The sequence below is a fragment of the Streptomyces sp. NPDC050534 genome, assembly GCF_044457745.1.
Taxonomy (GTDB): Bacteria; Actinomycetota; Actinomycetes; order Streptomycetales; family Streptomycetaceae; genus Streptomyces.
Genome location: NZ_JBITHF010000008.1, coordinates 1 through 22916 on the forward strand (window position 1 = coordinate 1; position 22916 = coordinate 22916).

Genomic DNA, 22916 nt, shown 5'->3' on the forward strand with positions numbered 1-22916 from the left:
GGCGTTGACTTTTGGCACGCTGTTGAGTTCTCAAGGAACGGACGCTTCCTTCGTACTCACCCTCTCGGGCTTTCCTCCGGGCGCTTCCCTTCGGTCTTGCGTTTCCGACTCTATCAGACCGTTTCCGTATCCGATTTCCTCGGCGCTTTCCAGGTTCCCGCTTTCGCGTTTCCCTTTCCGGCGAGTCCGACTCTATCAGATCCTTTCGGGCCTGACTCCCAGTCAGCGGGGCTTGTCTTTCCGGCTGTTGGGCCGTTCGGACGAGTGAGACTTTAGCGGACTCCCTGCCTCCCGCGCTAATCGGGGGCTGCGTCCTTTCGAACGCGGATTCCTCATTTCGTAAATACGCATGCCAATAACGCAACGGCCGACGGATCGACGGCAGTCGAGCAGTGGTTGGTACTTACGGAATGGCTGTCCGGGGACCGACCGGAGTCGGCGCTCACGTCGGACAACTCGGAGAACACTACGGATGCGGCCTGGGCGTGTCAACTCGCCTCCGGACCGCACCCGGGAGGCGTACTCTCAAGACATGACTACGCGTACGTGCACCCAGCTGTGGTGGGCCGCCTGACGGCGGCCGGACGCACGTATGCACTCAACGGCCGCCGCTTCGGCGGCCGTTTTCGTATCTCCTCCGGATCTCCGAGGGGCGGCCGTCCGGGACGGCGGCCCGAACGGAGAGGGAGTAGAGATGACACGGGTCTTCAGTGGGATCCAGCCGACTGGGAACCTGACGCTGGGGAACTACCTGGGCGCCATGCGGCGGTGGGCAGAGGCGGACCAGTACCAGGCTGACGCGCTGTTCTGCGTCGTGGATCTGCACGCGCTGACCGTGGAGCACGATCCGGCGCGGGTGCGGAGGCTCAGTCGGCAGGCGGCGACGCTGCTGCTCGCGGCGGGGCTGGACCCCGCCCTGTGCACGCTCTTCGTGCAGAGCCATGTGGACGAGCACGCGCGGCTGTCGTACCTGCTGGAGTGTGTGGCCACCGACGGCGAGATGCGGCGGATGATCCAGTACAAGGAGAAGGCCGCGAAGGAGGCCGCGCGGGGCAGAAGCGTGCGGGTGTCGCTGCTGACGTATCCGGTGCTGATGGCGGCGGACATCCTGGCGTACGGGACGGACGACGTGCCCGTCGGGGAGGACCAGGCGCAGCACGTGGAGCTTGCGCGGGATCTGGCGGTGCGGTTCAACCAGCGGTACGGGCACACGTTCAGGGTTCCGCGGGCGACGCTTCCCCAGGTCGCCGCGCGGGTGATGAACCTTCAGGAGCCGACGCGGAAGATGGGGAAGTCCGACGAGTCGGGGTTGGGGGTCGTCTATCTGCTGGACGACCCGGACGTGGTGCGGAAGAAGGTCATGCGGGCGGTGACCGACAGCGGTCGGGACGTCGTCTACGACCGTGCGGAGCGGCCCGGACTCGCGAATCTGCTGGAGATCCTCGCGGCCTGCACGGGTGGGAACCCGGAGGCCCTGGCCGGTGTATATGAGTCGTACGGCGCCTTGAAGAAGGACACCGCGGAGGCCGTGGTCGAACTCCTCAGGCCCGTACAGGAAAGGCACAGTGCGCTGTGCGCCGATCCTGGCCATGTGGAGGGGGTGCTGCGGGATGGTGCGGAGAAGGCTCGGGCGATGGCCCGGCCGACCGTGGATGCCGCTTATCGCGCGATCGGGTTGTTGCCGGCCGGCTCGGATACGGATGCGTCCGACACCGGCGTGGTCGATACCGATGCTGATGCCGTGCTGAACGCTGCGCGGTAGGCGCGTGGGCTGGTGGCGAGGCGCGATGCGAAGTGCTGGCGCATCGTGACCTCGCTGCCGAATCCGGCGCGGCGGGCGACCTCGGGCATCGGCAGGTCGGTGCGTTCCAGGAGTTTCTGGGCTGCGGCGATGCGCTGGTCGAGGAGCCAGCGGAGCGGGGAGACGCCGGTCTCCGCGGTGAAGTGACGGGCGAAGCTGCGTGGGGACATGCCCGCGAAGGCGGCCAGGTCGGCGATCGTGAGCGGTTCGTGGAGGCGGCGAAGGGCGTGCTCGCGTACGGCGGCGAGGGCGTCGGCGTCGCGGTCCGCGCGTGGGGTGGGGTGCTCGACGAACTGTGCCTGGCTTCCGGTGCGGAAGGGTGCGGTGACCATCGACCGGGCGATGGTGGCCGCCGATTCGGCGCCGTGGGACCGGCGGACGAGGTGGAGACAGAGGTCGATGCCGGCTGCCGTGCCGGCGGCGGTCCAGATGTTGTCGTCCTCGATGAAGAGGGCGTCGGGGACGACGGTGACCTGGGGGTGGTGTGCGCGGAGGAGGTCGATGAGGTTCCAGTGGGTGATGGCGCGGCGGCCGTCGAGGAGGCCGGCCTGGGCGAGGGTGAAGGCTCCGCCGCACAGGGCCGCGATGGGGATGCCGCGGGCGTGCGCGCGGCGAAGGGCGCCCAGGACGGGGGTGGGTGCTGGGGTGAGGTGGTCGTCGAGGCCGGGGATCACGATCAGGTCAGCGCGGGACAGCCAGGTGAGGGCGCGGTCCGGGTGGAGGGCCATGCCTCCGCGCATGGGGACAGGGGTGGTCTCGGCGGCGACGCGGCGCAGATCGAAGGCGGGGGCACCGCGGTCGGTCCGGTCGGTGCCCCAGACCTCCGTGATGACGGAGACGTCGAAGGCGCGGATACCGGGGAAGGCGACGAGGGCGACGCGGTAGGCGTTCTTCGCGGCATTCTCCATGGCTGGCAGTAAATCATCGATCGCTGTCTTTTTGCCCTCTGGGGCGGGCGTGCTCCCGGCGGCAGGATCGAGGGCATGGAGATCGCAGAGAACGCAGCGCTGGTGGTCGTGGACGTGCAGAAGGGCTTCGAGGAGGCCGACTTCTGGGGGCCGCGGAACAACCCGGGGGCCGACGACAACATCGCGTCGCTGATCGACGTGTGGCAGTCGACGGGGCGGCCGGTCGTGTTCGTACGGCATGACTCGGTGAAGCCCGAGTCGCCGCTGCGGCCGGGATACGAGGGGAACGACTTCAAGGAGTACGTGCAGCAGCGGCGCGGGAAGGGAGTCGAGGGGGCTGAGCTGTTCGTGACGAAGACGGTGAACTCGGCGTTCTACGGCACGCCCGATCTGGACGCCTGGCTGAAGGCGGAAGGGATCTCGCAGGTCGTGGTGGCCGGGATCCAGACCAACATGTGTGTGGAGACGACGGCCCGGATGGGCGGGAATCTGGGGTACGACGTGGTGGTCGCTTACGACGCGACGTACACCTTCGACCTGGAGGGACCGTTCGGCTGGCGGCGCAGTGCGGACGAGATCGCGCAGGCGTCGGCGGTGTCGCTGGACGGCGGCGGCTTCGCGCGGGTGGTGGCCACGAAGGAGGTGGTGGACGCGGCGGCCGCGTGAACGGCCGCCCCCGGTCGGGCTGGTGGGTCAGTCCTTCTTGCCGGTGGCCAGTTCGCGGCTGCGGTCGCGGGCGGCTTCAAGAGCGGCGATGAGGGCGGCTCGTACGCCGTGGTTCTCGAGTTCGCGGATGGCGTTGATGGTGGTGCCCGCGGGGGACGTGACGTTCTCGCGGAGTTTGACCGGGTGTTCGCCGCTGTCGCGGAGCATGGTCGCGGCGCCGATCGCGGACTGGACGATCAGGTCGTGGGCCTTGTCGCGTGGCAGGCCGAGCAGGATGCCGGCGTCCGTCATGGCTTCGACCAGGTAGAAGAAGTACGCCGGGCCGGAGCCGGAGAGGGCGGTGCAGGCGTCCTGCTGGGACTCGGGGACGCGGAGCGTCTTGCCGACGGCGCCGAAGATCTCCTCGGCGTGGGCGAGGTGTTCGGCGGTGGCGTGGGTGCCGGCGGAGATGACGGACATCGCCTCGTCGACGAGCGCGGGGGTGTTCGTCATGACGCGGACGACCGGGGTGCCGGCGGCCAGGCGCTCCTCGAAGAAGGAGGTGGGGATGCCGGCGGCGCCGCTGATGATCAGGCGGTCGGCGGGGAGGTGCGGGGCGAGCTCCTCGAGGAGGGTGCCCATGTCCTGCGGCTTGACCGTGAGAATCAGGGTGTCGGCGGTCTTGGCGGCCTCCGGGTTGGTGACCGGGGAGACTCCGTAGCGGGTGCGGAGTTCTTCGGCACGTTCCTGGCGGCGGGCGGTGACCAGCAGGTCCGACGGGGCCCAGCCGGCGCGGATCATTCCGCTGAGCAGGGCTTCGCCGATCTTTCCGGTGCCGAGGACTGCGACTTTCTGGGTCATGGCGGGGTGTCCTCCGGGGGTTGCGTCGTCCGGGTTCATCCTCGCATCGGGGGTGGGTGGGCGGCTTCGGTGTCCGGTGGGCGGGATGCCGGCGGCGACCCCGCCCCGGGTGCCGGCGACCCCGCCCTGTGAGCTGCTGCTCCCCGGTTCCGGGTTCAGGCCGTCCTGCGCTTCAGGGTGGCCGCGCCCAGGCCCAGGACCAGCAGGGCGCTGCCCGCGACGATCAGGACGTCGCGCACGAAGGTGGCTGTCATGTCGGTGTGTTTGAGGACCTCGTTCATGCCGTCGACGGCGTATGACATGGGGAGGACGTTGGAGATGGCCTCCAGGGCGGGGTGCATGTTGGAGCGGGGGGTGAAGAGGCCGCAGAGGAGGAGCTGGGGGAAGATCACCGCCGGCATGAACTGGACCGCCTGGAACTCGGAGGACGCGAAGGCCGAGACGAAGAGGCCGAGGGCGGTGCCGAGGAGGGCGTCCAGGAGGGCGACCAGGAGGAGCAGCCAGGGGCTGCCGATGACGTCCAGACCCAGGAACCAGACCGCGAGGCCGGTGGCGAGGGCGGACTGGATGATCGCGATGGTGCCGAAGGCGATGGCGTAGCCGGCGATCAGGTCGCCTTTGCCGAGCGGCATGGCGAGGAGGCGTTCGAGGGTGCCCGAGGTGCGTTCGCGCAGGGTGGCGATGGACGTGACCAGGAACATCGTGATGAGCGGGAAGATGCCGAGGAGCGAAGCGCCGATGTTGTCGAAGGTCTGCGGGCTGCCGTCGAAGACGTAGCGCAGCAGGAACAGCATCAGGCAGGGGATCACGATCATCAGCGCGATGGTCCGCGGGTCGTGCCGGAGCTGGCGCAGGACGCGGGCCGCCGTGGCGTTGGTGCGGGAGATGTTCAGGGCGCGGGGCGGGGCGGGCGTCGGCCGGGTGCCGGTCGTGGGCGTCGTCGCGGTCATCGGGTGGTCTCCTTCTCGCGGGCGGCGGCGGCCGCCTCGTCGACCAGATGCAGGAAGGCCGCCTCGACCGTCTCGGAGCCGGTGCGGGTGCGCAGGGCGTCGGGGGTGTCGTCGGCCAGGATCTCGCCCTCCCGCATCAGGAGCAGGCGGTGGCAGCGCTCGGCCTCGTCCATGACGTGGGAGGAGATGAGGAGGGTCGCCCCGTGTTCGGCGGCGATGGAGTGGAAGAGGTTCCACAGGTCGCGGCGCAGGACCGGGTCCAGGCCGACCGTCGGTTCGTCGAGGACCAGGAGTTCGGGCGTGCCGAGGAGGGCGATCGCCAGGGAGACGCGGCTGCGCTGGCCGCCGGAGAGATTGCGGGCGAGGGCGTCGGCGTGGCTGGTCATGTCGACGTCGGTGAGGACGCGGTCGACTTCCTGGCGGCGTTCGGCGGCCGTGCGGCCCGGGTCGAGGATCGCCGCGAAGTAGTCGAGGTTCTGCCGCACCGTCAGGTCGTTGTAGACGGAGGGGTCCTGGGTGACGTAGCCGATGCGGGTACGCAGGGCGGGGTGGCCGGCCGGGTTGCCCAGCACCTCCAGCGTGCCGGTGACCTTGGCCTGGGTGCCGACGACCGCGCGCATGAGCGTCGACTTGCCGCAGCCGGACGGGCCGAGCAGACCGGTGATCTGGCCGCGCGGGACGGTGAAGTCGAGGCCGCGCAGGACGGTGCGGGGGCCGCGGACGACGGTGAGGCCTTCGGCCCGGACGACGGGCGCGGCGCCGGCCGCGGCGCCGGCCGCGGGATCGAGGCCGGCCGCGGGCTCGGCGGGTGGGCCCGGGGAATAATTCATCATGTGATGAATAATCCTCTCGGGAGGGGGCGGCGTCAAGGGCTGATGGGGGTCGGCGGTGGGCGAGAGGGGTGCGAGGGCGCGGTGGGGCGACTGGTCGTCCTTCGAGGGCGCGCAGGCGCGAGCCACCACCCGCGCTCGCGCCCACCGCGCCACTCGGCAAACGGATGAGCGTGTGCGTGGCGGCCCGCGAGGGATGGGCCGTCACGCAGGTCGTGCGCTGGTGGCCACCAGGAGTTCGACGACGTAGGTCTCCTCGACGATTCCGTCCGGGAAGACCGTCAGCAGGTGGGTGCGCTCCTCGGTGAGGAAGGCGCTCGCGCTCTCCTCACCCTGGACCAGGAAGATCGAGTGGCTGCCGATGTTGGCGAGGTGGGTGTCGACGGGGACGTGACGACTCCAGCGCACCCGGCGATGGGTGAACTCCAGGCGGCCGCTGGGGTCGGCGAGTGCGGTGCGGAGACCGCTGCCGTTGCGGTCGACGACCCCGTCGGCGCCGAAGTGCCGTCCGATCCGGGTTGTCTGCGCGTCGATCCACGGGACGTCGAGGGCGCTGGTGTTCCACCACAGCGCGAGCGCGCCGCCCGGCCGCAGCACGCGCAGAGCCTCCGGCACCGAGCGGGCCGTGTCGGTCCAGTGCCAGGCCTGGGCGTACGTGAGGAGGTCGGCGGAAGCGGCGGCGAGGGGGAGGGCGTTGCCGCTGCCGCGGACGATCGGGATGTCGGGATGGGTGCGGCGGAACTCGGCCGCCATGCCCTCGCCGGGCTCCACGGCGAGGACGTCCGCGCCGCGGGCGGCCAGGAGTGCGGTCGAGATACCGGTACCGGCGCCGATGTCCGCGACGCGGGCGCCGGCGAGCGGGCGGCCGGACAGCTCCTCGATCACGTCGAAGAGGGCCAGCGGGTACGAGGGGCGGTTCGCGGCGTACTGGGCTGCGGCGGCGTTGAAGGAGTGGGCGCGGGCGGTGCGTGAGGAGACCGTCATACGGCCATGGTGGCCCCGCCGCGCGCAGGGGGCAGCTGACTTTCGGTGCAGAAGGCGGGCCCGGCGTCCCCGGCGCAGGTGCCGGTCAGCCGCGGCGCCGCTTTTTCGACGGGTTGCCCGAGCGGCGCGTGCTGCGCTTCGCGTGCTGCTCGAGGGCCGCCTCGTACTCCTCGCGGTGGAGTTTCTCGCCGGGTGCCTCGGTGAGGGAGCGGAAGAAGTAGGCGAGGAGCGAGCCGACGAAACCGATGGCCAGCAGGCCGCGGAGGGATGCCTGGCGGTCCGGGTCGGGGCGGCGGGTGAAGGAGTCCCAGGTGGTACGGAGGGCCAACGCGCTGCAGATCGCGAACATCGCGACCACCAGGACGGTGACGAAGGCGCCGGTGTCGGCGATCTGGAGCCCCTGGTAGGCGAACCGGAGCACGAGGCAGGAGACGACGGCGGCGACGAAGGAGCCGGCGGTCGCGCCGATCCGGCGGAGGGGGTAGCCGTTGTCGTGGTCGACCCAGGTGGTGCCGAAGAAGCGCAGGGGTTCCGGGTGGGGGGCGGGGGAGCCCGCGGGGGCCGCCGGGGTGCCGTTTTCGTCGCTCACGGGACGATTATGGCTCCGGGGCGGGGGCGGGCTCCCTGCCGGGTCAGCCGCAGCGGGAGGCGATGTAGCCGTCGCTGCCGGTCTTCACGTAGGCGTCCGAGACGTACTCGCCGTCGTCGATGTTGTCCCAGATGTTCGAGGTGCCGTACGGGCCGGTCACCGTGGTGCCCGGCGACTGGCAGAAGATCTGGACGCGGGTGTTCTCGGGCAGGACGCGCACGATCTGGTAGTTGGTGCCGGGCCCCCTGCGGACGTTGAGGTCCACACCCGGAGCGATCGGGTACGTCTGCACGGTCGCCGCCGAGGCGGTCGCGGACGACCCGAGCGTCATCAGGAAGGCGCTGACGGCAGTGCCCGCCAGCAGCATGGACCTGCGGGTCCTCGACATCACATCACCCCTCGTGTGCCGTGTCAGGAGGAGCAGCGGTCGGCGACATAGCCGTCGCTGCCGGTGAGGATGTAGGCGTCGGAGACGAACTGGCCGTTGCTGATGTTGTCCCAGATGTTCGAGGTGCCGTAGGGGCCCGAGACCGTCGTGCCCGGTGTCTGGCAGTAGATCGGGACCTTGGAGCCCTCCGGCAGAACGCGGACGATGCTGTAGCCGGTGCCAGGGCCGTTACGCACGTTCAGCCGGACGCCCGGGGCCACCGAGTAGTAGCGGACCGTCGCTGCCGCCAGGGCATCCGCCCTCTCGCCGTCTTCGGTCGCTTCGATGCGGTCAACAGACATGAAAAACCTCCCCCGTTGGTCCCCATGTCTGCCATGGGGCCCCATTGATTCCCCTAAAACACGCCATGAAACACATGTACGCAACTCGCACGCGGAGACTAGCAAGCCGCCTCTGTCTCACGCGGCACATCGACTAGGCTCCGAGCGTCGCGCGCGCGGACGAACAGCACGGGGGTGGTCCCATGGCGCCACAGGGAAACACCGGAGCGGGCGCGGAAGCGGAACTTCCCGAGTACGCCGGTCACTACCGCCTCGAGGCATGCCTCGGCTCCGGTGGCATGGGCGTGGTGCACCTCGCCCGCAGCACCTCGGGGATGAAGCTCGCGGTCAAGGTCGTGCACGCCGAGTTCGCCAAGGACCCTGAGTTCAGGGGGCGTTTTCGGCAGGAGGTGGCCGCCGCGCGGAGGGTGAGCGGCGCCTTCACCGCCCCCGTCGTGGACGCCGATCCCGAGGCCGAACGGCCCTGGATGGCCACGCAGTTCATACCCGGTCCGACGCTCTCCGAGCATGTGAAGCGGAACGGCCCGATGCCCTCCGCCCAGTTGCGCCGGCTGATGGCCGGACTGGCCGAGGCGCTGCGCGACATCCACCGCGTCGGAGTCGTGCACCGGGACCTCAAACCGAGCAACGTGCTGCTCGCCGACGACGGGCCGAGGGTCATCGACTTCGGCATCTCTCGGCCAAAGGACAGCGAACTGCGCACCGAGACGGGGAAGTTGATCGGCACTCCCCCGTTCATGGCGCCCGAGCAGTTCCGGCGGCCCCGGGAGGTCGGGCCCGCGGCCGACATCTTCGCGCTCGGGTCCGTTCTGGTGCACGCGGCTACCGGGCGGGGGCCGTTCGACTCCGACAGTCCGTACGTCGTCGCCTACCAGGTCGTGCACGACGAGCCGGACCTGACCGGCGTACCGGAGAATCTCGCGCCGCTGCTGGTGCGTTGCCTGGCCAAGGAGCCCGAGGACCGGCCCACGCCTGACGAGCTCATGCGTGAACTGAGGTCGGTGGCGGCCTCCTACGACACGCAGGCCTTCATACCTGCGCAGCGGACGGGGGATGTGCCGAGGCCGGCCGAACGCCAGGTGCCTGCACCGCGGCTCAAGAGACGCCTGGGCGGGAGAGTGGTCCTCTCGGCCACGGCACTCGTGCTCGTGGCCGGTGGAGCGCTTGCCTCCGTCCAGTTGCTCGGTGGTGGCAGCCCCGCACCACAGGGCGGCGACTCCCCCACGGCGTCGGCATCCCGGCCCGCCGCGTGGTCGGTGAAGCCCCTGGCCAAGGACGCGGGCGCCCCACAATGCTCGTACGGGACACAGCAGTTGATCTGCGCCCGGCCCGGGGTGGTCTTCGCGATGGATCCGTCCGACGGCAACGTGCTGTGGCGTCATTCCGTCGCCGAGGGGTTCAGAACCGCGCCGCCGGCCCTCGCGGGCGGCCTGGTGCAGCCGCAGACCCAGCAGGGCCGGCGGCTGGAGGCGCTCGAACCCGGTTCGGGCAAGGCACGTTGGCAGCGGAAGATGCCCGAGCACAGCGGCATACAGGTCGCCGGGGAGATGGTGCTGCTCACGCACGTCGACGGGACGGTCACCGCCGTGGACGCCGCGTCGGGCAGGACCAGGTGGAGTCACCGGATACCGGGCCAACCCGCGCCGTCCTTCGCCTCGTTCCCCGGAGATCCGCTGGCGTACGCGGCCAATCCGTCGGGCGACGGCTCGAGCACCCTGGTCACCGCCGTGGACCCGGCCTCGGGGGCTGTGCGCTGGGAGGCACGGCTGAGCGGGAACCTGACCCCGGTCGGCGCCCACACCGGCTCCGTCTTCTTCCTTTCCGCCAACAAGGTCTACGCCGACACCGACGCGGTCCTCCGCTACACCCCCGCCTCCAGGGCGTCGCGCCGGGTGGTGCTGCCGGTCGCGCGTCCGGACGCCCAGGCGACCGTGCAGGGGAACGTCGTGTACGTCCTGGCGCCGGACGGCTCGCTGGACGCCATCGGCCTGGAGGCCCGCAAGCGGCTCTGGCATGTCGAGACGTCCGTGAGCCGAAGTTCGGCACCCGTCGCCGACAGCAGGTATGTGTACCTCTCGGCAGGCGACGGGCGGCTGCTCGCCGTCGACGCCGCCGAGGGACGCCTCGTCGGGCAGACTCCGGCGCGGCCGGGAGCAGGGTCGGGCCAGGTCGCCTCCTCGCTGCCCGGGCCCGTCCTCGCCCACTCCCACATCTACGCCACCGCCCCCGACGGCACCGTCTTCTCCGTCGACGCCCGCGATCCCGCCGCCTGGTGACAGCCGGAAGGGCCGCCCCGGAGGGGCGGCCCCGTCGGGAAACCGGAGGCTCAGCCCAGCTTCGACACGTCCCGCACCGCGCCCTTGTCCGCGCTGGTCGCCATCGCGGCGTAGGCGCGCAGGGCCGCTGAGACCTTGCGCTCGCGGTTCTTGGGGGCGAAGACGCCGTCCAAGGCGGCCTCGCGGCGGGCCAGTTCGGCGTCGTCGACCAGGAGGTCGATCGTGCGGTTCGGGATGTCGATGCGGATGCGGTCGCCGTCCTCGACGAGGGCGATGGTGCCGCCGCCCGCCGCCTCCGGGGAGGCGTGGCCGATGGACAGGCCCGAAGTGCCGCCGGAGAAGCGGCCGTCCGTGACCAGGGCGCAGGCCTTGCCGAGGCCGCGGCCCTTCAGGTACGAGGTCGGGTAGAGCATCTCCTGCATGCCGGGGCCGCCCTTGGGGCCCTCGTAGCGGATGACGACGACGTCGCCCTCCTTGACCTGCTGGGTGAGGATCTTCTGGACGGCCTCCTCCTGCGACTCGCAGACGACCGCCGGGCCCTCGAAGGTCCAGATCGACTCGTCGACGCCGGCCGTCTTCACCACGCAGCCGTCGACGGCGAGGTTGCCCTTGAGGACGGCGAGGCCGCCGTCCTTCGAGTACGCGTGCTCGGCGCTGCGGATGCAGCCCTCCGCCGCGTCCTCGTCCAGCGCCTCCCAGCGCTCGGACTGGGAGAAGGCCTCCGCGGAGCGGACGCAGCCCGGGGCCGCGTGCCACAGCTCCACCGCCTCGTGGGAGGGGGAGCCGCCGCGGACGTCCCAGGTCTTCAGCCAGTCCGCCAGGGACGGGCTGTGGACCGCGTGCACGTCCTCGTTCAGCAGGCCCGCGCGGTGCAGTTCGCCGAGGAGGGCCGGGATGCCGCCGGCGCGGTGCACGTCCTCCATGTAGTACGTGCGGTTCTTGGCGACGTTCGGGGCGACCTTCGCCAGGCAGGGCACGCGGCGCGAGACCGCGTCGATCTCCGTGAGGCCGAACGTGATCTCCGCCTCCTGGGCCGCGGCCAGCAGGTGCAGGATCGTGTTGGTCGAGCCGCCCATAGCGATGTCCAGGGCCATCGCGTTCTCGAAGGCGGCGAAGGTCGCGACCGAGCGGGGCAGGACCGTGTCGTCGTCCTGCTCGTAGTAGCGGCGGGTGATGTCCATGACCGTGCGGGCCGCGTCGACGTAGAGCTGCTTGCGGGCCGTGTGGGTCGCGAGGACCGAGCCGTTGCCGGGCAGGGAGAGGCCGATGGCCTCGGTCAGGCAGTTCATCGAGTTGGCGGTGAACATGCCGGAGCAGCTGCCGCAGGTCGGACAGGCGTTCTCCTCGATACGGAGGATGTCCTCGTCCGAGATCTTGTCGTTCACGGCGTCGGAGATCGCGTCGACCAGGTCGAGCGTGCGGACCGTGCCGTCCACGAGGGTCGCGCGGCCGGACTCCATGGGCCCGCCGGAGACGAAGACCGTCGGGATGTTCAGGCGCAGGGCCGCGTTCAGCATGCCCGGGGTGATCTTGTCGCAGTTGGAGATGCAGACCAGGGCGTCGGCGCAGTGGGCCTCGACCATGTACTCCACGCTGTCCGCGATCAGGTCGCGGGAGGGCAGGCTGTAGAGCATGCCGCCGTGGCCCATCGCGATGCCGTCGTCCACCGCGATGGTGTTGAACTCGCGGGGGATGCCGCCGGCCTCGACGATCGCCTCGCTGACGATCCGGCCGACCGGCTGGAGGTGGGTGTGACCCGGCACGAACTCCGTGAAGGAGTTGGCGACCGCGATGATCGGCTTACGGCCGATGTCCGCACCGGGTACACCGGAGGCGCGCATAAGGGCGCGGGCGCCCGCCATGTTGCGTCCGTGGGTGACTGTGCGGGACCTCAGCTCGGGCATCGTCGCTCGCTCCTTCAGACAGATAGGGCTGCTACCGAGGTTACGCCGGTCATCCAGGGGTCGGGACGCGGTGTCCGCAATACGGGACGTTTGTCTCGGAGAGCCGGGACACGCGGCTCGGCGGACCGGCTCAGGGACCGGTCAAATGTCCCTGCACCACCGGCGCCACCCGCGCGATGATCTGCTCCATGTCCGCCGACGCCAGCGGCTCCACCTTGATCACGTAGCGCAGCATGGCGCACCCCACGATCTGCGCGGCCGCCAGCTCGGCCCGCAGCTCCGGGTCCGGCAGGTCCAGCTGGGAGGCGATGCGGCGCAGCAGCTGGGAGGCGATCAGGCGGCGGAAGACGGCGGCCGCCGCCTCGTTGTTGACGGCGGAGCGCACGATCGCCAGCAGCGGCGTACGGGTGGTGGGGTTCTCCCAGATGCCGAAGATGAAGCGGGTCAGCCGCTCGCCGACCTCGGCCGGCGGGCCGTCGGCGAGCGCCGCCGGCGCGTTCAGCGCGGGCGCGAAGGCGACCTCGATCGCCGCCTCGAAGACCTGCTCCTTGGTGCCGAAGTAGTGGTGCACCAGCGAGGAGTCCACGCCGGCCGCCTTCGCGATGCCGCGCACCGACGTCTTCTCGTAGCCCCGTTCGGAGAACTCCTCGCGGGCGACGGCCAGGATGCGGTCGCGGGTGTCGGCGGACTCCGTACGACGAGGCCTGCCCCGGCCCCGGGAGGCGGTGTCGGTCATGGCCGCGGCACCTTCACCGCGGAGGCGAGGTGGAGCCGGGTGAAGGCCAGGGCCTCCGCCAGATCGGCCTCGCGTTCGGCGCTGGACATCGCGCGCCGGGTGTTGACCTCGATGACGACATGGCCGTCGAAGCCGGTCAGGGCGAGCCGCTCCAGCAACTCGGCGCAGGGCTGGTTGCCGCGCCCCGGGACCAGATGCTCGTCCTTCGCCGAGCCCCGGCCGTCGGCCAGGTGGACATGACCGAGACGGTCGCCCATGCGGTCGATCATGTGCATCGCGTCGACCCGGGCGGTCGCGCTGTGGCTGAGATCGATCGTGAAGTGGCGGTAGTCCTCCTTCGTCACGTCCCAGTCGGGGGCGTACGCGAGCATCTCGCGGTCGCGGTAGCGCCAGGGGTACATGTTCTCGACGGCGAACCGCACGTCCGTCTCGTTCGCCATGCGCCAGATCCCGCTGACGAAGTCGCGCGCGTACTGGCGCTGCCAGCGGAAGGGCGGGTGCACGACGACCGTGCTCGCCCCTAGCTTCTCGGCCGCCGCCCGGGCGCGCTGGAGTTTGACCCAGGGGTCCGTCGACCACACCCGCTGCGTGATGAGCAGGCAGGGGGCGTGGACGGCCAGGATCGGGATCTGGTGGTAGTCGCTGAGTCTGCGCAGCGCCTCGATGTCCTGGCTGACCGGGTCGGTCCACACCATGACCTCGACTCCGTCGTATCCGAGGCGCGCGGCGATCTCGAAGGCCGTCGCCGTGGACTCCGGGTACACCGAGGCCGTGGACAGCGCGACCTTCGCATCCGGGATGCGCACGACTGGCTCCGCCATGCTGGACAGGTTACGGGTTGGGGTTGGCCGCCGTGGTGCGCCTATGCGCCGTTGTGGACTTCGCCACTGGCGGGCGCGGTTTCGTGGGTGGTTGCTCGCACCGTTCCCCGCGCCCCCCGGGAGCGCTACACCGACCCCATGTGATCCAGGCGGCGCAGGATGACGCCCTCGCGCAGGGCCCAGGGGCAGACCTCGAGTTTGTCCACTCCGAACAGGTCCATGGCGCCCTCGGCGACCAGGGCGCCGGCGAGGAGCTGGCCCGCGCGGCCCTCGGAGACACCCGGGAGTTCGGCGCGCTGGGCCTCCGTCATTCCGGCCAGCCTCGGGACCCACGCCTCCAGGGACTCCCGCTTCAGCTCCCGCTGGACGTACAGGCCCTCCGCGGAGCGGGCGGCACCGGCGATGCGGGCCAGCTGCTTGAAGGTCTTGGAGGTGGCGACCACGTGGTCAGGGGTGCCGAAGCGGGTGAACTCGCCCACCGTGCGCGCGATCTGGGCGCGTACGTGGCGGCGCAGAGCCCGTATCGAGTCCGCGGCGGGCGGGTCGCCGGGGAGCCAAGCCGCGGTGAGCCGGCCGGCGCCGAGCGGGAGGGAGACCGCGGCGTCGGGCTCCTCGTCGATGCCGTAGGCGATCTCCAGGGAGCCGCCGCCGATGTCCAGGACCAGCAGCTTGCCCGCGGACCAGCCGAACCAGCGGCGGGCGGCGAGGAAGGTCAGCCGGGCCTCCTCCGCGCCGGTGAGTACCTGAAGCTCCACGCCGGTCTCGTCACGCACGCGCGCGAGGACGTCGTCGGCGTTGCTCGCCTCGCGCACGGCGGAGGTGGCGAAGGGGAGGACGTCCTCGACACCCTTGTCCTCGGCGGCCTGGAGGCACTCGTGGACGACGTCGACCAGCTTTCCGATGCCGTCGGAGTCGATGGCCCCGCTGTCGTCGAGAAGTTGGGCGAGGCGCAATTCCGCCTTGTGCGAGTGCGCGGGCAGCGGGCGCGCGCCGGGGTGGGCATCCACCACCAGCAGATGCACCGTGTTCGAACCCACGTCGAGGACACCGAGTCTCATGTACGGAACGCTACTGCCAGCTCGGCGGTCCTCCGTATGGGATGGTGCCGCCGGAGCCGTAGGCTGGGTCCGTGCCAAAGACGAAAACGGCGAAGAAGGACAAGTCCGCCAAGGAGTCTTCGAAGGTGTCGCCACCCAAGACGACGAAGACGACGAAGAAGTCGAAGAAGGACCTGAAGGCCGACGAGAAGGGCCTCGACTTCGCGCGCGCGTGGGTGGAATTCCCGGATCCGGCGGACGACGAGCAGGTCTTCCGGTGCGATCTGACATGGCTGACCTCTCGCTGGAACTGCATCTTCGGCAGCGGCTGCCAGGGCATCCAGGCCGGCCGCGCGGACGACGGGTGCTGCACGCTGGGCGCCCACTTCTCCGACGAGGACGACGAGAAGCGCGTGGCCGGGCATGTGGCGAGGCTCACGCCGGAGATCTGGCAGCACCATGACGAGGGCATGGAGCACGGCTGGGTCTCCGAGGACGAGGACGGCGACCGCCAGACCCGTCCTTTCCAGGGCTCCTGCATCTTCCAGAACCGGCCCGGGTTCGCGGGCGGCGCGGGCTGCTCGCTGCACATCCTGGCCCTGAAGGAGGGCCGCGAACCGCTCGAGACCAAGCCGGACGTGTGCTGGCAGCTGCCGGTCCGGCGGACCTACGACTGGATCGACCGGCCCGACGACACCCGTGTGCTCCAGGTGTCGATCGGCGAGTACGACCGCCGGGGCTGGGGCCCGGGCGGCCACGACCTGCACTGGTGGTGCACGTCGGCGACCTCGGCGCACGGCGCGGGGGACCCGGTGTACGTGTCCTACCGGCCGGAGCTGATCGAGCTGATGGGCAAGGCAGGCTACGACCGCCTGGTCGAGCTGTGCGAGGAGCGGCTCGCCTCGCAGCTTCCGCTGCTGGCGCCGCACCCGGCCGATCCGGCCGGCTAGGACCTTCCGCGACAGTGCCGTCGGCCGCCGGAAGGGCGGGCGCGGCGGCGATCCCGGCGGCGTGCGGTGCGTGCTCTCGGCGCGGGCCGGACGCCGCCGGGCAGGCGGGACTCCCGCAGCAGGCACCGGCGGTGCACCGACCCTGAGCCGGCATCCGTCCGGGGTCCGCGCTCACGGCGTCGAGGAACTCGGGCCGCCGCTTCCGGTGGGCGGTGGCGTCGAGCCCGTCGGCGCGGTCGGGGTCGGGTCGCTGGGCGTGGGGTCCGGGGTGGGCGACGAGGGCGGGGTGCTCGACGGGGGGTCGGAGGGCGTCGGACTGCCCGGCGTGGGGTCCGGGCCGGACGAGGACGGCGGGTCCGAGGGGCTGGTCGGGGCCGGGCTGCTCGGGCTGGGTGCGGTGCCGTAGCCCTTGATGGAGACGACGGCGCCGGCCGGTGAGACGGCCACCTTCGCGCTCCACGCGCCGGACGGCTCGCGCAGGTGGTCGACGTACACCTTGATCGTCAACGAGTCGCCGGGCGCGAGCGTTCCCGACGACTGGCTCAGATAGAGCCAGGAGGCTCCCGTCGACGCCGACCAGCGCACCGGTGCGTCTCCGGTCGCGGTGAGCGTGACGAGCGTGGTGTCGCCGTGGTGGCCGGCCGACACGTCGAGGTCTCCGGAGCCCTTCCGCCCGGCACCGGCGACGCTGACGACCTCCACGGAGACGTCCGGGTCGCCGCCCGAGCCGAAGCGGCCGCCGGGTGGGCTGCTGGCGTTGCCGGCGTTCTCGTAGCCGCCGCCCGCCGCCTCGCCGCCGAGACTCTCGGGGCCGTGCGCCTCGCTGGCGGTGGGAAAGCGGCCGTCGGGGCTCTCGTCGGCCGGTGAGCCGCGGTAGGCGGCCCACAGGGCGAGCACGGGGGCCGCCACGACGGTGGCCACGACCGTCGTGGTGACGGCACGCGCGCGGATGCGGTCCCGGCGGGCGGCTCGGTCCTTGGGGTCCATCGGGAAACCGCGCCGGTCGAAGCGCGGAACGGCGGTGCCACGCGCGCGTGCATGGTGCGCGACCGACACGTGCAGGGCCGCGCGGGGCGCCGGAAGGACGGGAAGTTCGGCGGGCGTGACCATCGCGCCGGGCCAGCGGCCGGGGATCGCGCGCTCGGCGCTGCGGCGGCAGCGCGGACAGTCGTCGACGTGCCGGACGAGCTCCTTGCGCAGGGCCGAGCTGAGCACCAGCTGGCTGTCCCCGGTGAGCCGGGCGACCCCCGGGCAGCCGCCGGCCTCGACGACGGCGAGGGCCGCGCGCGTGCGCTCGACCTCGCAGGCGGCGGAGGCCAGCAACTCGCGGGCGGTGGCGAGGTCCAGGCCGAGCACGGCGGCGACCTCGTGGGCGGCCAGGTGGTGGCGCACGGCGAGTTCGAGTGCCTCGCGCTGCTCCGGGGTGGTGCCGGCGGCCTCCGGCCAGGCGAGCAGGGCGAGTTCGCGGCGGCGCTGCTCCTGGACCTCGTCGGCGACGGGAGGCCCACCGGGGTCCTGCCGCTCGGCGCCGGCGCGGCCCGCCGCATGGGTGCCCTGACGTTTCTGCTTGGCCTCGGCCAGCTTGCGCAGGCAGGACCAGCGGGCCAGCGCGTACAGCCACGGCCGGCGGTCCCCGGCCGTCTCCGGGCCGCGGCGCCGCTCGGCGAGCGCGAGGGCGTCACCGAGGGCCTCGGTCGCCGCGTCGTGGTCGCACAGCACCGACAGGCAGTAGGTGAACAGGCCGTCGAGATACGGCTCGTAGCGCGCGGGCGGGCGCTGCGCCAGCGTGCGGGCCGCGGCGCGGTCGCGGGCCTCCCGGCGCGCCCGGTGTGCGCCGGTGGTGCGGGTCGGAGTCTCCGGACTGCTGCTCGTCATCCGTGGACCGTAGGCGGCTCGGGATGGCCCCTTCTTCCCCCTTGAGCACATTTAATCCATACGGGTGAAACGATCCCTCAATCGGGGACAGGAACCGTTCGTTCCGTGGCCGGTTCCTGACTGCGGTGGCCGGTTCGCGACGCGAGATCGGGCGGTGGCCAGGGGGAACGCTCCGCGCCGTCCGGCATTGTCAGTGGCCTCGGTTACGGTTCTCGGCATGGCTGCCCGTACGAAGTCCGCCAAGGACCGCCCGTCCTACCGCTGCACCGAGTGCGGCTGGCAGACGGCCAAGTGGCTCGGTCGCTGCCCCGAGTGCCAGGCCTGGGGGACGATCGACGAGTACGGCACGCCCGCCGTGCGCACGACGGCACCGGGCCGTGTGACCACCTCCGCCGTGCCCATCGGCCAGGTCGACGGCAGGCAGGCCACCGCCCGCTCGACCGGCGTGCCCGAGCTGGACCGGGTCCTCGGCGGCGGGCTCGTGCCCGGCGCGGTCGTGCTCCTCGCGGGCGAACCCGGCGTCGGCAAGTCGACGCTGCTGCTGGACGTGGCGGCCAAGTCGGCGAGCGACGAACACCCCACGCTGTACGTCACGGGTGAGGAGTCGGCGAGCCAGGTCCGGCTGCGCGCCGACCGCATCAAGGCACTCGACGACCATCTGTATCTCGCCGCCGAGACCGATCTGTCCGCCGTGCTGGGCCACTTGGACGCGGTGAAGCCCTCGCTGCTCATCCTCGACTCGGTGCAGACCGTCGCCTCCCCCGAGATCGACGGCGCCCCCGGCGGCATGGCGCAGGTGCGCGAGGTCGCCGGCGCACTCATCCGAGCCTCCAAGGATCGCGGCATGTCCACGCTGCTGGTGGGCCACGTCACCAAGGACGGCGCCATCGCCGGCCCCCGCCTCCTCGAACACCTCGTGGACGTCGTCCTGAGCTTCGAGGGCGACCGGCACGCGCGCCTGCGCCTCGTACGAGGCGTCAAGAACCGCTACGGCGCCACGGACGAGGTGGGCTGCTTCGAACTGCACGACGAGGGCATCACGGGCCTCGCCGACCCGAGCGGACTTTTCCTGACCAGACGTGACGAACCGGTCCCCGGCACCTGTCTGACGGTCACCCTGGAGGGCCGCCGTCCCCTGGTCGCCGAAGTCCAGGCGCTCACCGTCGACTCCCAGATCCCCTCCCCGCGCCGTACGACCTCGGGCCTGGAGACCTCCCGCGTCTCGATGATGCTCGCCGTCCTGGAGCAGCGCGGCCGGATCAGCGCGCTCGGCAAGCGGGACATCTACTCCGCGACGGTCGGCGGGGTGAAGCTCTCCGAGCCCGCGGCCGACCTCGCCGTGGCCCTCGCGCTGGCGTCGGCCGCGAGCGACACCCCGCTGCCCAAGAACCTCGTCGCGATCGGCGAGGTCGGCCTTGCGGGCGAGGTCAGACGGGTGACGGGCGTCCAGCGCCGGCTCTCCGAGGCGCACCGTCTGGGCTTCACGCACGCCCTCGTTCCGGGCGACCCCGGCAAGATCCCGCCGGGCATGAAGGTCCTGGAAGTCGCCGACATAGGGGACGCCCTGAGAGTCCTTCCACGCTCCCGTCGTCGAGAGGCCCCACGGGACGAGGAGGACCGCCGGTAGACTTTGCCCTGGTCTCGCCCGTCCGTACGAAGAGAATGTGCGACATGGGGGCGCCCAGAACCTGCGACCGGAGGAGTGCAGTGGCAGCCAACGACCGGGCAGCAGCTCCCGGAAAATCCGGTGGGAGTTCCGGTGCCGATGGCCTGATGCGCGCCTCACTGAGCGCCGTGGCTCCCGGCACGGCCATGCGCGACGGCCTGGAGCGCGTCCTGCGCGGCAACACCGGCGGTCTCATCGTGCTCGGCTTCGACAAGACGGTCGAGGCGATGTGCTCGGGCGGATTCGTGCTGGACGTCGAGTTCACGGCCACGCGCCTGCGTGAGCTGTGCAAACTGGACGGCGGCATCGTGCTGAACTCCGACCTGTCGAAGATCCTGCGGGCGGGCGTGCAGTTCGTGCCCGACGCGACGATCCCGACCGAGGAGACCGGCACCCGGCACCGCACGGCGGACCGGGTCAGCAAGCAGGTCGGCTTCCCGGTCGTCTCGGTCTCGCAGTCCATGCGCCTGATCGCCCTCTACGTCGACGGCCAGCGCCGCGTCCTGGAGGACTCCGCGGCGATCCTCTCGCGCGCCAACCAGGCCCTCGCCACCCTGGAGCGCTACAAGCTCCGCCTGGACGAGGTCGCGGGCACGCTGTCGGCCCTGGAGATCGAGGACCTGGTGACGGTCCGCGACGTGTCGGCGGTGGCCCAGAGGCTGGAGATGGTGCGCCGCATCGCCACCGAAATCGCCGAATACGTGGTCGAACTGGGCACCGACGGGCGTCTTCTGGCTCTCCAGCTCGACGAGTTGATCGCGGGCGTGGAGCCTGAGCGCGAGCTGGTCGTCCGGGACTACGTCCCCGAGCCCACGGCCAAACGCTCCCGCACGGTCGACGAGGCGCTCTACGAGCTCGACGCCCTCACCCACGCCGAGCTGCTCGAACTGCCCACGGTGGCACGGGCGTTGGGCTACACCGGATCTCCGGAGACGCTGGACTCGGCGGTCTCGCCCCGCGGCTTCCGCCTGCTGGCCAAGGTGCCGCGCCTGCCGGGCGCCATCATCGACCGTCTCGTGGAGCACTTCGGCGGCCTGCAGAAGCTGCTCGCCGCGAGCGTCGACGACCTGCAGACCGTCGACGGCGTCGGCGAGGCACGGGCCCGCAGCGTGCGCGAGGGCCTGTCCAGGCTCGCCGAGTCGTCGATCCTCGAGCGCTACGTCTGAGCCCCGCCCCCACAGCCGCACCGAGCCCCCTCAGCCCCCCGGCCGCCCCGAGGACCACCGGCCCGCCTGCAGGCCTGCACGCCTGCACGCCTGCACGCCTGCACGCCTGCACGCCTGCACGCCTGCACGCCTGCACGCCTGCACGCCTGCACGCCGAGGGCTTACCAGCCCGCCCGCCGTGACAGGCCCCTCAGTCCGCCTTGAGCAGGAACGACGTCTGGGCCTTGGTGAAGCCCGATGCCGTCGCCTCCACCAGGTACGTTCCGGCCTTCGCCGACCCCGCCGGGGGCGTCGCGCACTTCGGGGCGCTGGGCTTGCGGTCCCACTTCACCGTGTAGGTGATGCCGGTCTTCGCGGGCGCCCGGAACACCAGGCTGCCGGAGCCCTTGGGGCAGTCGGCGGAGGACCAGTAGTCGTTGTCGCTGCCGGCCTGCGTGATGGTCAACACCGCGCTCTTAGGGCCGAGATCGATCTTGCAGTCGTAGGGCGAGGTGTTCGCGGCGGTCAGCAGCAGGGTGGGCGTCCGGCCGGGCGAGTAGGCGTTGTGCAGGCTGCGCACGCTCAACTTGACCGTACTCGCGGTGCAGTTGGGGAGTGTCGAGCCCGGCGCGAGGGTGTCGCCCCCGCCGACCCCGATGCTCGATCCGACGCCGGCCGCGCCGCCGCCACCCGCACCCTCGGTGCCTCCGGACCCGGACCCGCCACCGGCCGCGGACCCGCCACCGGAGCCGGAGCCGGAACCCGACCCGGAACCCCCGGACCCGGATCCCGAACTGCCCCCGGATCCCGCCCCGCTGGAATCCCCGCCGCCCGAATCGTCGCGCCCGCCCGGGGCTTGACTGATCGCGGGACCCGAACTCGACGGCCCCGCAGTGATCGTGGGCGCGGGACCCTTGCCGTTCGTCCCGCCGTCCTTCTTGCCGCCGCCTCCGCCCGACACCACGATCCAGGTGATCAGCAGCGCCAACAGGGCGACCACGGACACGAGTACGGCCCTCCGGCGCCAGTAGATGGAGCGGGGGAGCGGCCCGACAGGATTGCGCAGAGATCCCACGGCGCAAACTGTACGAGAGATCGGCGCGTTCGCTTGCCGCACCCGCCGCCTGTCCCACAACTTTTCCGGATCATCATCCCGGTCCGCACACCGACCTGTTCCGCACGACGCACCGCAGGCGGCACGACCGCCCAACCGCCCCTGGCCGTGGCAGGATCGGAAGGGCCATGACTGCGCCAACGAAGCCCCCGAACGACAGCCCCGCCGACGGCCCCCTCGGGCCCCCTCCCGGCGAGGACCTCCACTCCCCCGTCATCGACTGGTTCGAGGAGCATGCCCGGGACCTGCCGTGGCGGCTCCCGGAAGCCGGCGCCTGGGGGGTGATGGTCAGCGAGTTCATGCTGCAGCAGACCCCCGTCAGCCGCGTGCTGCCCGTCTACGAGCAGTGGCTCGCCCGCTGGCCGCGCCCCGCCGACCTGGCCAAGGAGGCGCCCGGCGAGGCGGTCCGCGCCTGGGGCCGGCTCGGCTACCCGCGCCGCGCGCTCCGGCTGCACGGCGCCGCCGTGGCCATAACGGAGCGGCACGGCGGAGACGTACCGACCGACCACGGCCAGCTGCTGGCCCTGCCCGGCATCGGCGAGTACACGGCGGCGGCCGTGGCCTCCTTCGCGTACGGGCAGCGGCACGCGGTGCTCGACACCAACGTCCGCCGGGTCTTCGCGCGCGCCGTCACCGGCGTCCAGTACCCGCCGAACGCCACCACCGCCGCCGAACGCAAGCTGGCCCGCGCCCTGTTGCCCGAGGACGAGGGCACGGCCTCCCGCTGGGCAGCCGCCTCCATGGAGCTCGGCGCGCTCGTGTGCACCGCCAAGAACGAGTCCTGCCACCGCTGCCCCATCGCCGACCGGTGCGCCTGGCGGCTCGCGGGCAAGCCCGAGCACCAGGGGCCGCCGCGCCGCGGGCAGACGTACGCGGGCACGGACCGCCAGGTGCGGGGCAAGCTGCTCGCCGTGCTGCGCGAGGCCCACGGACCCGTGCCGCAGGCGGTTCTCGACCGCGTGTGGCACGAGCCCGTGCAGCGCGCGCGGGCTCTCGACGGACTCGTCTCGGACGGGCTCGTGGAGCCGCTTCCCGGTGGTTTGTATCGGCTCCCGTTGACGTAACCCCTCGTAACCCACGGCACATCACGACCCG

At 71.6% G+C, this 22916-nt stretch carries 21 protein-coding genes; 7 read left to right on the forward strand and 14 right to left on the reverse strand.

What is annotated here, in order from left to right; all coding sequences use genetic code 11:
* The first annotated feature begins 694 nt into the window (after positions 1-694).
* Positions 695-1762 (forward strand): tryptophan--tRNA ligase, encoded by a 1068-nt coding sequence (gene trpS, locus ACIBN2_RS25315; protein ID WP_399137475.1) that lies wholly within the window; start codon positions 695-697, stop codon positions 1760-1762.
* Here trpS and ACIBN2_RS25320 read toward each other — a convergent pair.
* Entirely contained in the window at positions 1660-2709 is a 1050-nt protein-coding gene (locus tag ACIBN2_RS25320; RefSeq protein WP_399137477.1) for a GlxA family transcriptional regulator, read from the reverse strand. The two genes, trpS and ACIBN2_RS25320, sit on opposite strands and share 103 nt — an antisense overlap.
* 75 nt (positions 2710-2784) lie before the next feature.
* On the opposite strand from ACIBN2_RS25320, the gene ACIBN2_RS25325 reads away from it, so the two are divergent.
* Positions 2785-3375, forward strand: coding sequence for a cysteine hydrolase family protein (locus tag ACIBN2_RS25325; protein WP_399137479.1), 591 nt, complete (start codon positions 2785-2787; stop codon positions 3373-3375).
* A 27-nt stretch (positions 3376-3402) separates the two neighbouring features.
* Here the strand turns inward: ACIBN2_RS25325 and proC are convergent, their stop codons facing one another.
* The 7 genes from proC to ACIBN2_RS25360 form a co-directional block, all read right to left on the reverse strand.
* A complete protein-coding gene (proC, locus tag ACIBN2_RS25330) occupies positions 3403-4215 on the reverse strand; it encodes a pyrroline-5-carboxylate reductase (protein WP_399137480.1) in 813 nt (270 codons plus the stop codon).
* A gap of 155 nt (positions 4216-4370) precedes the next feature.
* Positions 4371-5165 carry an ABC transporter permease gene (locus ACIBN2_RS25335; protein WP_399137482.1) on the reverse strand — a complete coding sequence of 265 codons (795 nt, stop codon included), beginning with the start codon at positions 5163-5165 and terminating at the stop codon, positions 4371-4373.
* Positions 5162-5998 (reverse strand): ABC transporter ATP-binding protein, encoded by an 837-nt coding sequence (locus tag ACIBN2_RS25340; RefSeq protein WP_399137483.1) that lies wholly within the window; start codon positions 5996-5998, stop codon positions 5162-5164. The genes ACIBN2_RS25335 and ACIBN2_RS25340 overlap by 4 nt, the downstream gene beginning before the upstream one ends.
* Positions 5999-6199: 201 nt before the next feature.
* On the reverse strand, positions 6200-6979 hold the full coding sequence (locus tag ACIBN2_RS25345; protein WP_399137484.1) for a class I SAM-dependent methyltransferase: 780 nt from the start codon (positions 6977-6979) through the stop codon (positions 6200-6202).
* An 85-nt stretch (positions 6980-7064) separates the two neighbouring features.
* Positions 7065-7568 (reverse strand): EamA/RhaT family transporter, encoded by a 504-nt coding sequence (locus tag ACIBN2_RS25350; protein ID WP_399137486.1) that lies wholly within the window; start codon positions 7566-7568, stop codon positions 7065-7067.
* A gap of 43 nt (positions 7569-7611) precedes the next feature.
* Entirely contained in the window at positions 7612-7899 is a 288-nt protein-coding gene (locus ACIBN2_RS25355) for an SH3 domain-containing protein (RefSeq protein ID WP_399138206.1), read from the reverse strand.
* A gap of 80 nt (positions 7900-7979) precedes the next feature.
* A complete protein-coding gene (locus ACIBN2_RS25360) occupies positions 7980-8297 on the reverse strand; it encodes an SH3 domain-containing protein (protein ID WP_399137487.1) in 318 nt (105 codons plus the stop codon).
* 182 nt (positions 8298-8479) lie between these two features.
* Between ACIBN2_RS25360 and ACIBN2_RS25365 the strand changes: the two genes are divergently transcribed.
* Entirely contained in the window at positions 8480-10573 is a 2094-nt protein-coding gene (locus ACIBN2_RS25365; protein ID WP_399137489.1) for a serine/threonine-protein kinase, read from the forward strand.
* A 50-nt stretch (positions 10574-10623) separates the two neighbouring features.
* Here the strand turns inward: ACIBN2_RS25365 and ilvD are convergent, their stop codons facing one another.
* From ilvD to ACIBN2_RS25385, 4 genes are all read right to left on the reverse strand, one after another.
* Positions 10624-12477 (reverse strand): dihydroxy-acid dehydratase, encoded by a 1854-nt coding sequence (gene ilvD / locus ACIBN2_RS25370; RefSeq protein ID WP_399137491.1) that lies wholly within the window; start codon positions 12475-12477, stop codon positions 10624-10626.
* A gap of 130 nt (positions 12478-12607) precedes the next feature.
* Positions 12608-13213: a TetR family transcriptional regulator gene (locus ACIBN2_RS25375; RefSeq protein ID WP_399137493.1), complete on the reverse strand. Its 606-nt coding sequence runs from the start codon at positions 13211-13213 to the stop codon at positions 12608-12610.
* Complete coding sequence (locus ACIBN2_RS25380; protein WP_399137495.1) at positions 13210-14034, reverse strand: sugar phosphate isomerase/epimerase family protein; 825 nt, start codon at positions 14032-14034, stop codon at positions 13210-13212. Before ACIBN2_RS25380 ends, ACIBN2_RS25375 begins: the two co-directional genes overlap by 4 nt.
* A 125-nt stretch (positions 14035-14159) precedes the next feature.
* A complete protein-coding gene (locus ACIBN2_RS25385) occupies positions 14160-15092 on the reverse strand; it encodes a Ppx/GppA family phosphatase (RefSeq protein ID WP_399137496.1) in 933 nt (310 codons plus the stop codon).
* Positions 15093-15163: 71 nt separating this feature from the next.
* On the opposite strand from ACIBN2_RS25385, the gene ACIBN2_RS25390 reads away from it, so the two are divergent.
* Entirely contained in the window at positions 15164-16021 is an 858-nt protein-coding gene (locus tag ACIBN2_RS25390) for a hypothetical protein (RefSeq protein ID WP_399137498.1), read from the forward strand.
* Between the two features lie 171 nt (positions 16022-16192).
* Here the strand turns inward: ACIBN2_RS25390 and ACIBN2_RS25395 are convergent, their stop codons facing one another.
* On the reverse strand, positions 16193-17896 hold the full coding sequence (locus ACIBN2_RS25395) for a hypothetical protein (protein WP_399137499.1): 1704 nt from the start codon (positions 17894-17896) through the stop codon (positions 16193-16195).
* Between the two features lie 217 nt (positions 17897-18113).
* Here ACIBN2_RS25395 and radA point away from each other — a divergent pair, with 217 nt between their 5' ends.
* Positions 18114-19523 (forward strand): DNA repair protein RadA, encoded by a 1410-nt coding sequence (radA, locus tag ACIBN2_RS25400; RefSeq protein ID WP_399137500.1) that lies wholly within the window; start codon positions 18114-18116, stop codon positions 19521-19523.
* An 80-nt stretch (positions 19524-19603) separates the two neighbouring features.
* Entirely contained in the window at positions 19604-20728 is a 1125-nt protein-coding gene (gene disA, locus ACIBN2_RS25405) for a DNA integrity scanning diadenylate cyclase DisA (RefSeq protein ID WP_399137502.1), read from the forward strand.
* Between the two features lie 190 nt (positions 20729-20918).
* Here the strand turns inward: disA and ACIBN2_RS25410 are convergent, their stop codons facing one another.
* Entirely contained in the window at positions 20919-21782 is an 864-nt protein-coding gene (locus tag ACIBN2_RS25410; protein WP_399137503.1) for a hypothetical protein, read from the reverse strand.
* A 167-nt stretch (positions 21783-21949) separates the two neighbouring features.
* Here ACIBN2_RS25410 and ACIBN2_RS25415 point away from each other — a divergent pair, with 167 nt between their 5' ends.
* A complete protein-coding gene (locus tag ACIBN2_RS25415; protein ID WP_399137505.1) occupies positions 21950-22885 on the forward strand; it encodes an A/G-specific adenine glycosylase in 936 nt (311 codons plus the stop codon).
* Positions 22886-22916 lie beyond the last annotated feature (31 nt).